General features: G+C 35.3%; 11 protein-coding genes and 4 tRNA genes. All 15 read left to right on the top strand.

The genetic code is table 11. The features are described from left to right. Positions 1–183: 183 nt before the first annotated feature. The 15 genes from rpsU (at position 184) to rpoB (ending at position 10,692) form a co-directional block, all read left to right on the top strand. Positions 184–378, top strand: a complete 195-nt coding sequence (gene rpsU / locus ACODSB_RS18720) for a 30S ribosomal protein S21 (protein WP_012024008.1) — start codon at positions 184–186, stop codon at positions 376–378. 130 nt (positions 379–508) lie between these two features. Further along, positions 509–1,402 carry a tyrosine-type recombinase/integrase gene (locus tag ACODSB_RS18715; RefSeq protein ID WP_488938139.1) on the top strand — a complete coding sequence of 298 codons (894 nt, stop codon included), beginning with the start codon at positions 509–511 and terminating at the stop codon, positions 1,400–1,402. Between the two features lie 34 nt (positions 1,403–1,436). Next, positions 1,437–1,739 (top strand): ribosome hibernation-promoting factor, HPF/YfiA family, encoded by a 303-nt coding sequence (gene hpf / locus ACODSB_RS18710; protein ID WP_053472330.1) that lies wholly within the window; start codon positions 1,437–1,439, stop codon positions 1,737–1,739. A gap of 90 nt (positions 1,740–1,829) precedes the next feature. Next, positions 1,830–1,903 (top strand) — tRNA-Thr (locus ACODSB_RS18705). A gap of 121 nt (positions 1,904–2,024) precedes the next feature. Continuing rightward, positions 2,025–2,105: transfer RNA gene (locus ACODSB_RS18700), tRNA-Tyr, on the top strand. 90 nt (positions 2,106–2,195) lie between these two features. Next, positions 2,196–2,267: transfer RNA gene (locus ACODSB_RS18695), tRNA-Thr, on the top strand. Positions 2,268–2,322: 55 nt separating this feature from the next. Continuing rightward, entirely contained in the window at positions 2,323–3,510 is a 1,188-nt protein-coding gene (gene tuf / locus ACODSB_RS18690) for an elongation factor Tu (protein ID WP_053472306.1), read from the top strand. Positions 3,511–3,570: 60 nt separating this feature from the next. Beyond that, positions 3,571–3,641: transfer RNA gene (locus ACODSB_RS18685), tRNA-Trp, on the top strand. An 18-nt stretch (positions 3,642–3,659) separates the two neighbouring features. Next, entirely contained in the window at positions 3,660–3,857 is a 198-nt protein-coding gene (gene secE, locus ACODSB_RS18680) for a preprotein translocase subunit SecE (protein ID WP_008466927.1), read from the top strand. Between the two features lie 10 nt (positions 3,858–3,867). After that, the gene (nusG, locus tag ACODSB_RS18675) at positions 3,868–4,419 is read left to right on the top strand and encodes a transcription termination/antitermination protein NusG (RefSeq protein ID WP_031456759.1); all 552 of its coding nucleotides are present in this window, start codon (positions 3,868–3,870) and stop codon (positions 4,417–4,419) included. Between the two features lie 65 nt (positions 4,420–4,484). Further along, positions 4,485–4,922, top strand: coding sequence for a 50S ribosomal protein L11 (gene rplK / locus ACODSB_RS18670; RefSeq protein ID WP_026713295.1), 438 nt, complete (start codon positions 4,485–4,487; stop codon positions 4,920–4,922). 13 nt (positions 4,923–4,935) lie between these two features. Beyond that, the gene (rplA, locus tag ACODSB_RS18665) at positions 4,936–5,625 is read left to right on the top strand and encodes a 50S ribosomal protein L1 (RefSeq protein WP_012024013.1); all 690 of its coding nucleotides are present in this window, start codon (positions 4,936–4,938) and stop codon (positions 5,623–5,625) included. Between the two features lie 22 nt (positions 5,626–5,647). Continuing rightward, the gene (gene rplJ, locus ACODSB_RS18660) at positions 5,648–6,151 is read left to right on the top strand and encodes a 50S ribosomal protein L10 (RefSeq protein ID WP_053472305.1); all 504 of its coding nucleotides are present in this window, start codon (positions 5,648–5,650) and stop codon (positions 6,149–6,151) included. Positions 6,152–6,243: 92 nt separating this feature from the next. After that, a complete protein-coding gene (gene rplL, locus ACODSB_RS18655) occupies positions 6,244–6,615 on the top strand; it encodes a 50S ribosomal protein L7/L12 (protein WP_025572412.1) in 372 nt (123 codons plus the stop codon). Between the two features lie 264 nt (positions 6,616–6,879). Then, positions 6,880–10,692 (top strand): DNA-directed RNA polymerase subunit beta, encoded by a 3,813-nt coding sequence (gene rpoB / locus ACODSB_RS18650; RefSeq protein WP_053472304.1) that lies wholly within the window; start codon positions 6,880–6,882, stop codon positions 10,690–10,692. The last annotated feature ends 219 nt before the right edge of the window (positions 10,693–10,911 follow it).

Below are 10,911 nucleotides of genomic sequence, written 5' to 3'. Positions count from 1 at the left end.
TAAAGAGTAAAGAGTAAAGAGTAAAGAGTAAAGAGTAAAGAGTAAAGAGTAAAGAGTAAAGAAGCTCCGTCTATTCTCTATTTTCTATGCTCTATTCTCTCAGAAAAAAAATCACAATTTATAACTCATAATTAATAATTAATTTTTACATTTGCAGCCTTAACGAGAGGAGGTGTCTATATTATGTTAATTATACCAATTAAAGACGGAGAAAATATCGATAGAGCATTAAAGCGCTATAAAAGAAAATTTGATAAAACAGGAACTGTTCGTCAATTAAGAGCACGTACTGCTTTTATTAAGCCTTCTGTTGTAAAAAGAGCTCAAATTCAAAAAGCTGCTTACATTCAAACTTTGAAAGATAGTTTAGAAAGTTAGTATTTCGCTTTTCAAAAATAATTACCGTTAGTGATCAAAAAGTTTTAACTTTGATGCTAACGGTTTTTTTATTTTAAAAATCTTCTGATGATTTATATATAATAGGTATAAATCGAAAAAAATCTTTCTTATGAAATCAAACAAAGAAGCTTTTCGTGATTATTTACAGTTGGAGAAAAAATATTCTCCACATACAGTTAATGCTTATTTGAATGATATTGGTTTTTTTGAAGAATTTAATAAATCCCGTTTCGAGCAGGATAATGTTGAGAAGGTTAATTATAGTCAAATAAGAAGCTGGATTGTTTCTTTAGTCGATCAGGAAATTTCTAATGTTTCTGTAAATCGAAAAATGGCTTCCTTAAAAGCCTTTTATAAATTTCTTTTAAAGATTAAGCAGATAGAAGTAAATCCAATGCTTAAGCATAAAGCGCTTAAAACTCCTAAAATTGTCCAGATTCCATTTTCAGAAAAAGAAGTAAATGATTTAATGCTTGGGGTAGATTCTCCGTCCGGATTTGAGGATATTAGAGATAAGCTTATTGTTGACCTTTTTTATACAACGGGAATGCGTCGTGCAGAATTAATAGGTTTAATGATGAAGAATGTTGATTTGTCTTCGAATCTTATTAAGGTGTTAGGGAAAAGAAACAAAGAGCGAATTATTCCGCTTTTGCCCATAGTTGCAGATCAGATTAATTTGTATTTAAAAGAAAGAGTGGAGGTTGAAGAAATCAAAGATTCTGATTATTTTTTTATTTCGAAAAAAGGGTTAAAATTGAGTGAATCGTTTGTGTATCGATTAATAAATTGTTACTTTAGTAGGGTCTCTGAAAAGGTAAAAAAAAGTCCTCACGTGCTACGGCATACTTTTGCGACTCACTTATTAAATAACGGAGCAGATTTAAATTCAGTTAAGGAGTTATTAGGGCATTCGAGTTTGGCATCTACGCAAGTTTATACTCATAATAGTTTAGCAGAACTTAAAAAAGTTTATTCAGATGCTCATCCAAGAAATAAGTAATAACTCTGAAATGTTTAACCCTAAAATAATTATTATGAAGGTAGATGTTCATGCAGTTAACTTTACTGTCGACAGAAAATTGGTGGATTTTATTCAAGAAAGAATGGATAAGCTGGAAAAGTATTACGACCGAGTTGTTTCGGCTGATGTTTTTTTAAAAGTTGAAAGAACAAGTGATAAGGAGAATAAGGCGGTAGAGATTAAGATTAATGTTCCGGGAGATGAATTTTTGGTTAAAAAGCAATGCAAATCGTTTGAAGAAGCAGTTGAGCTTTCGGCAGAATCTTTAGAACGTTTACTGGTAAAAAGGAAAGAAAAAATAAGAGCACATATTTAATTGAAATTTTTTTTAAAAAATGTTTTGATTCAAAGATAAAATAGCTACATTTGCAGTCCGTTAGAAATAGCGGACTTTTTTAATGTATTCGCCGATGTAGCTCAGCTGGCTAGAGCAGCTGATTTGTAATCAGCAGGTCGTGGGTTCGAGTCCCTCTATCGGCTCAAAAATATTTCAAATGCGATTTGAAATCGGTTCTTTTAAAATATTGGAAAACAGAAATTTAGGACAAAAAATATGATTTGGAGAAATCTAAAATCTAAAATTTAAAGTCTAAAATTATTCGGGGAGATACTCAAGCGGCCAACGAGGGCAGACTGTAAATCTGCTGTGTGAACTTCGCAGGTTCGAATCCTGCTCTCCCCACAAAAAAAAAGAAGTTAAGATTTCGGATTTTAGATTTTAGATTTTCAAAATCTAAAATCTGAATTCAAGAATCTAAAATCAGAACTCTCTGCCGGTGTAGCTCAGGGGTAGAGTGCTTCCTTGGTAAGGAAGAGGTCTCGGGTTCAAATCCCGACATTGGCTCAAGTAAGTAGGAAATTGAAAATTAATATATAACTAAGATTAAAAATTAAGTAAAATGGCAAAGGAGAATTTTAATCGTTCCAAACCGCACTTAAACATAGGTACAATTGGACACGTGGATCACGGAAAAACTACATTAACTGCTGCAATTACAAAAGTATTGTCAGATGCTGGTTACTGTCAAGCAAAATCGTTTGATCAAATCGATAACGCTCCAGAGGAGAAAGAAAGAGGTATTACTATTAATACATCTCACGTAGAGTATGAAACAGCTAACCGTCACTACGCTCACGTTGACTGTCCAGGTCACGCGGATTACGTAAAGAACATGGTTACTGGAGCAGCTCAAATGGACGGAGCTATCTTAGTAGTTGCTGCTACAGATGGTCCAATGCCACAAACTCGTGAGCACATCCTTTTAGGACGTCAGGTTGGTATTCCAAGAATCGTTGTTTTCATGAACAAAGTGGATATGGTTGATGATGCTGAGTTGTTAGAGCTTGTTGAAATGGAAATTAGAGATTTATTATCTTTCTACGAATATGATGGAGATAATGGTCCTGTTGTTCAAGGTTCTGCTTTAGGAGGATTGAATAATGATCCTGCTTGGGTGCCAAAAATCATTGAATTAATGGAAGCTGTTGATGCTTGGATCGAAGAGCCAGTGCGTGACGTTGCTAAACCATTCTTGATGCCAGTTGAGGACGTATTTACAATTACTGGTCGTGGAACTGTTGCTACAGGTCGTATCGAAACTGGTATTGCTAATACAGGTGATGCTGTTGAAATCATTGGTATGGGAGCTGATAAATTAACTTCTACTATTACAGGAGTTGAAATGTTCCGTAAAATCCTTGATAGAGGTGAAGCTGGAGATAACGTAGGTTTATTGTTAAGAGGTATTGATAAAGAATCTATCAAAAGAGGAATGGTTATCATTAAGCCAGGATCAGTAAAACCACACGCTACTTTCAAAGCTGAGGTTTATATCTTGAAAAAAGAAGAAGGTGGACGTCATACTCCATTCCATAATAACTACCGTCCACAGTTCTACGTACGTACAACTGACGTAACAGGAGTTATTACTTTACCAGAAGGAGTAGAGATGGTAATGCCAGGAGATAACTTGACTATCAATGTTGCTTTATTAAGCCCAATCGCAATGAGCGTAGGTTTACGTTTTGCTATCCGTGAAGGTGGTAGAACTGTAGGTGCAGGTCAGGTGACTGAAATCATAGGATAATCCTATAACAAATTATAAAAAGCCAGTTGATTTTCTTATCGAAATCACTGGCTTTTAATTACGGGCGTAGTTCAAGGGTAGAATAGCGGTCTCCAAAACCGTTGATGGGGGTTCGAATCCCTCCGCCCGTGCAATAAAAATTATATCAAATGACAAAAGTTACTAATTATTTATCAGAGGCTTTCGAAGAATTAAAGTCAAATGTTACTTGGCCAGCTTGGGCTGAAGTTCAAAAATTGACAATTGTTGTGGCTGTATTTTCGATTCTGTTCGCTTTGGCAACTTGGGGAGTAGACGAATTTTTTGCAAAAGCTTTGGCTGGATTTTTTAACTGGTTAAAAGGATAATTTTTTTGTGATGGCAGATAATAATGTGAAAAAATGGTATGTGGTTAGAGCAGTAAGCGGCCAGGAAAATAAGGTTAAAGCTTACATCGAAACCGAGATTGCCAGACTAGGGATGGAGGATTATGTTTCCCAGGTTTTAGTGCCTACTGAAAAAGTAGTTACTGTAAAAGAGGGAAAAAAGATGTCTAAGGATAAAGTATATTTTCCTGGATACGTTATGATTGAAGCTAACTTAGTTGGTGAGATACCTCATATTATTAAATCTATTACAAGTGTAATTGGTTTCTTAGGTGAGATTAAAGGAGGAGAACCTGTTCCTTTGAGATTGTCTGAGGTAAATCGTATGTTAGGTAAGGTAGATGAGCTAGCTGTTAATACAGATACTCGTGCTATTCCTTTCAGCTTAGGTGAAACAGTAAAAGTGATCGATGGTCCTTTTAATGGTTTCAATGGAACGGTTGAAAAAATCAATGAAGAAAAGCGTAAACTTGAAGTAATGGTTAAGATTTTCGGAAGAAAAACTCCATTAGAATTGAGTTTTATGCAAGTTGAAAAAGTATAATTTTTTGTTACATATAATATCTATCACAATCGCTTCCAATTGATTGTGTATTAAATTTTTTAAAAATGGCTAAAGAAATTAGTAAGGTAGTTAAACTACAAGTTAAGGGAGGTGCTGCGAACCCGTCGCCACCGGTTGGACCTGCTTTAGGAGCTGCTGGGGTTAATATCATGGAGTTCTGTAAGCAATTTAATGCTAGAACTCAGGATAAACCTGGCAAAATTTGTCCAGTGCAAATCACTGTGTACAAAGACAAATCATTCGATTTTGTTGTTAAGACTCCTCCAGCAGCAGTTCAGTTAATGGAAGCTGCAAAGCTAAAATCTGGTTCTGGTGAGCCTAATCGTAAAAAAGTAGCTAGTGTTACTTGGGAACAAATTAGAGCTATTGCTGAAGACAAAATGCCTGACTTAAATGCTTTTACAGTAGAAAAAGCAATGAGTATGGTTGCTGGAACAGCTAGATCTATGGGTATAACTGTATCAGGAGATGCTCCTTTTTAATTAAGAAAAAGACATGGCAAAATTAACAAAAAAGCAAAAAGAGGCTGCTTCAAAAATTGAAAAGAACAAATTATACTCTCTAAAAGATGCTGCGGCATTATTGAAAGTTGTTGCTTCTGCAAAATTTGATGAGTCTGTTGATATCGCAGTGCGTTTGGGTGTTGATCCAAGAAAAGCGAATCAAATGGTAAGAGGTGTAGTAACTTTACCTCACGGAACAGGAAAGGATGTTAAAGTATTAGCATTGGTTACTCCAGATAAAGAGGCTGAAGCAAGAGAAGCTGGAGCAGATCACGTTGGTCTTGATGATTACTTACAAAAGATTAAAGATGGTTGGACAGATGTTGATGTTATCATCACTATGCCGGCTGTTATGGGTAAATTAGGTCCATTAGGTCGTATTTTAGGACCTAGAGGTTTAATGCCAAACCCTAAAACAGGTACTGTAACTATGGATGTTGCAAAAGCTGTTCAAGAGGTTAAAGCTGGTAAAATTGACTTTAAAGTTGATAAAACTGGTATCGTTCACGCAGGAATTGGTAAAGTTTCTTTTGGAGCTGAGCAAATTGTTGACAACGCACACGAAATTATTCAAACATTAATAAAACTTAAACCAACTGCTGCTAAAGGTACATACATTAAAGGTATTCACCTTACAAGCACAATGAGTCCTGCTATTGCATTAGACCCAAAAGCAGTATAATTGGTAGTTAAAAATTTTTAGTATGACTAGAGAAGAAAAATCAATCGCGATTGAAAATTTAACTGCGCAGTTAGCTGGTACAAATATCATTTATGTATCTGATATTTCTGGTTTAAACGCAGAAACAACTTCAAGCTTACGTAGAGCTTGCTTTAAAGCAGGTATCAAATTAGAAGTTGTAAAGAACACTTTGCTTGCAAAAGCAATGGAAGCTTCTTCTACTGATTATGGTGACTTACCTTCAGTTTTGACTGGTAATAGTGCTATTTTCATTTCTGATGTAGCTAATGCTCCTGGAAAAATCATTAAAGATTTCCGTAAGAAATCTGATAAACCAGTTTTAAAAGGTGCTTTCATTAACAATGAAGTTTACATTGGAGATAACCAATTAGATGCACTAGCAACTATCAAGTCTAAAGAAGAGTTAATTGGAGAAATCATTGGATTATTACAATCTCCAGCTCAAAGAATTATTTCTGCTTTACAAAACAAATTCGCAGGTAGCGAAGAAGAAACTGAAGCATAATAATCAAAGCAGGGAAGCTTGCTTCCTTGTTGCTTAATTAGCGCACAATAAATAAATTATATTTTTACAAATCATTTTAAACGATAGAAAAAATGGCAGATTTGAAACAATTCGCAGAACAATTAGTTAACTTAACAGTTAAAGAAGTTAACGAATTAGCAACAATATTAAAAGACGAGTATGGTATCGAGCCTGCTGCTGCAGCTGTAGTAGTTGCTGCTGGTGGTGGAGAAGGTGCTGCTGAAGAAGCACAAACTGAATTTACAGTTGTATTAAAAGAAGCTGGTGCTTCTAAATTAGCAGTTGTAAAATTAGTTAAAGAACTTACAGGTTTAGGTCTTAAAGAAGCTAAAGATGTAGTTGACGGTGCTCCAAGTACTGTTAAAGAAGGTGTTTCTAAAGAAGAGGCTGAAGGTCTTAAAAAATCATTAGAAGAAGCTGGAGCTGTAGTTGAGCTTAAATAATTCAACTCAGTTTTAAGAACTAGGTTTAGGTCCTGAGTTAACACTCAAAGGCCTAAACCATTTTTCGTATAATAAAATACATTAAATTTTATTATCAAATAGTTTAAAATACGAAAAAGTTTTTGATCAATACGAAGAAAAAAAATGGAACTGATTTTATCTGTTTATTTTTAAAGATGTATTGGTTTTAAAAAGAAAGTATAAACTAAGCACTGTGTTTTACACAAAAAAATTACTTTTTTTTAATCAAAATTTTGTCCATTGATGATAACAAATCAGACTGAAAGATTGAATTTTGCCTCTACAAAAAACATTCCTGACTATCCGGATTTCCTGGATGTTCAGGTTAAATCTTTTAAGGATTTCTTCCAATTAGAAACGAAATCTGACGAAAGAGGCAACGAAGGGTTATACAATACCTTCATGGAAAACTTCCCAATTACAGATACAAGAAACAACTTTGTATTGGAATTCCTAGATTATTTTGTTGATCCGCCACGTTATACAATTCAAGAATGTATAGAGAGAGGTCTTACTTATAGTGTGCCTTTAAAAGCCAGGTTAAAACTATACTGTACAGATCCAGAACACGAAGATTTTGAAACAATTGTACAAGATGTATATCTTGGAACAATACCTTATATGACTCCTAGTGGTACTTTTGTAATCAATGGTGCCGAGCGTGTAGTAGTATCACAATTACACCGTTCTCCTGGGGTTTTCTTTGGACAGTCATTCCACGCAAATGGAACTAAACTTTATTCTGCGAGAGTAATTCCTTTTAAAGGATCTTGGATAGAATTCTCTACAGATATTAACAGCGTAATGTACGCTTATATCGATAGAAAGAAAAAATTACCTGTAACAACTTTATTCCGTGCTATCGGTTTCGAAAGAGATAAGGATATCCTTGAAATTTTCGACTTAGCAGAAGAAATTAAAGTTTCTAAAACTGGTATTAAGAAATATATTGGAAGAAGACTTGCTGCACGTGTATTGAACACATGGCACGAGGATTTCGTTGATGAGGATACTGGTGAAGTAGTTTCTATCGAACGTAACGAAATCATCCTTGATCGCGATACAATTATCGACAAAGATAATGTTGAAGAGATCATCGATTCTAACGTTAAATCTATCTTGTTACACAAAGAGGATAATAACCAAGCAGATTATGCTATTATCCACAATACGTTACAAAAAGATCCAACAAACTCTGAAAAAGAAGCTGTAGAGCACATTTACCGTCAGCTGCGTAACGCTGAACCGCCTGATGAGGAAACTGCTCGTGGTATTATAGATAAATTGTTCTTCTCTGATCAACGTTATAACTTAGGTGAAGTTGGTCGTTACAGAATGAACAAAAAATTAGATTTAGATATCCCTATGGATAAGCAAGTGCTTACTAAAGAGGATATCATTACAATCGTAAAATATTTGATCGAATTGATCAACTCTAAAGCAGAGATTGATGATATTGATCACTTATCAAACCGTCGTGTTAGAACAGTTGGTGAACAATTGTCTCAACAATTCGGTGTAGGTTTAGCACGTATGGCTAGAACTATTAGAGAGCGTATGAACGTTAGAGATAACGAGGTGTTTACACCAATTGATTTGATCAATGCTAAAACATTATCATCAGTTATCAACTCTTTCTTTGGAACTAACCAGTTATCTCAATTTATGGATCAAACGAATCCATTAGCTGAGATTACGCACAAAAGAAGACTTTCTGCACTTGGACCAGGTGGGCTTTCGAGAGAGAGAGCTGGATTCGAGGTTCGTGACGTTCACTATACTCACTATGGTCGTTTATGTCCGATTGAAACTCCTGAGGGACCAAACATTGGTTTGATTTCATCTCTTGGTGTTTATGCAAAAGTAAACGGAATGGGATTCATCGAAACTCCATACCGTAAAGTAACTAATGGTGTAGTTGATTTAGAAAGTACTCCAATTTACTTAAGTGCTGAAGAAGAAGAAGGTAAAATGATTGCTCAGGCAAACATTGAAATGGATGAAACTGGTAAAATTACAGCTAGCAATGTTATTGCTCGTGAGGAAGGTGACTTTCCGGTTGTTGAACCATCTGTAGTTCATTATACAGACGTTGCTCCTAATCAGATTGCATCTATTTCTGCGTCATTGATTCCTTTCTTGGAGCATGATGATGCGAACCGTGCGTTGATGGGATCTAACATGATGCGTCAGGCAGTTCCTTTGATCCGTCCTGAAGCACCAATTGTAGGTACAGGTTTAGAGCGTCAGGTAGCTTCAGATTCAAGAGTATTAATCAATGCTGAAGGGCATGGAACTGTTGAATATGTTGATGCTAATATCATTACTATTAAATACGATCGTACAGAAGACGAGAGAATGGTTAGTTTTGATGCTGATGAGAAAACATACAACCTTATTAAATTTAGAAAAACCAATCAAGGTACAAGTATTAACTTGAAACCAATCGTAAGAAAAGGTGACAGAGTTATTCCTGGACAAGTATTATCAGAAGGATATGCTACTCAAAATGGTGAATTAGCTTTAGGTAGAAACTTAAAAGTTGCGTTCATGCCATGGAAAGGGTACAACTTCGAGGATGCGATTGTAATTTCTGAAAAAGTAGTTCGTGATGATATTTTTACATCTATCCACGTTGATGATTATTCATTAGAGGTTAGAGATACTAAGTTAGGAAACGAAGAGTTAACAAACGATATTCCTAACGTTTCTGAAGAAGCTACTAAAGATTTAGATGAAAACGGTATGATTAGAATTGGAGCAGAGGTTAAACCTGGCGACATTTTGATCGGAAAAATTACACCAAAAGGAGAATCAGATCCTACTCCAGAGGAGAAATTGCTTCGTGCAATCTTCGGGGATAAAGCAGGTGATGTAAAAGATGCTTCATTAAAAGCTTCTCCATCTTTACATGGTGTAGTTCTTGACAAAAAATTATTTGCAAGAGCCGTAAAAGATAAACGTAAACGTACTCAGGATAAAGATGCTTTAGGCGCTTTAGAAATGGAATTTGAAACTAAATTTGTTGAATTAAAAGACAGATTAGTTGAAAAATTATTCTTGATCGTTAACGGAAAAACTTCTCAAGGTGTAATGAATGATTTGGGTGAAGAAGTTTTACCAAAAGGTAAAAAATATACTCAAAAAATGCTTTACGCAGTAGAGGATTTTGCTCACTTAAGCAAAGGTCAATGGGTTGCTGATGACGCTACAAATAAAATGGTTAATGATTTAATTCATAACTATAAAATTAAGCTGAACGACTTACAAGGATCTTTAAGAAGAGAAAAATTCACTATTACAGTTGGAGATGAATTACCATCTGGAATCTTGAAATTGGCTAAAATCTATATCGCTAAAAAACGTAAGTTGAAAGTAGGGGATAAAATGGCTGGACGTCACGGTAACAAAGGTATTGTTGCAAGAATCGTTCGTCATGAAGATATGCCTTTCTTAGAAGATGGAACACCGGTAGATATCGTATTGAATCCACTTGGGGTACCTTCACGTATGAACATTGGTCAGATTTATGAAACTGTTCTTGGATGGGCTGGTATGAACTTGGGTAGAAAATTTGCTACTCCAATTTTTGACGGTGCTTCTCTTGACGAGATCAATGCCTTGACTGATGAAGCTAACGTACCACGTTTTGGACATACATACCTTTATGATGGTGGAACTGGAGAGCGTTTTGCACAAAAAGCAACTGTGGGTGTAATTTACATGCTTAAATTAGGACACATGGTTGATGATAAGATGCACGCACGTTCTATCGGACCATACTCATTAATTACGCAGCAGCCACTTGGAGGTAAAGCTCAATTTGGAGGTCAGCGTTTTGGAGAGATGGAGGTTTGGGCACTTGAGGCTTATGGAGCTTCTAGTACACTACGTGAAATCTTAACTGTTAAGTCTGATGATGTTATTGGTAGAGCTAAAACTTACGAAGCTATCGTTAAGGGAGAAACTATGCCAGAACCAGGTTTACCAGAATCATTCAATGTATTAATGCACGAATTGAAAGGTCTAGGATTAGATCTTCGTTTGGAAGAGTAATAAAAGTTTTCAGTCGCAGTCTCAGCATTCAGTTCCGTACTGAAAACTGAGACTGCTAACTGTGACTAAATATTAGAGTTTTTAAGATTTATACCCGTAACCCGTTCCGATTTTTTATAATAATGCAAGGCATTTTATAACTAGCGCTTCAAATTAAGTTTGAAGTTTAGAGAAGTAACTCGTGGTAAGCGTAATGATTTAACTCTTTTTAAAAGGGAA

Source organism: Flavobacterium sp. FG68 (assembly GCF_057808895.1).
This window is presented reverse-complemented; position numbering and strand designations above follow the sequence as displayed.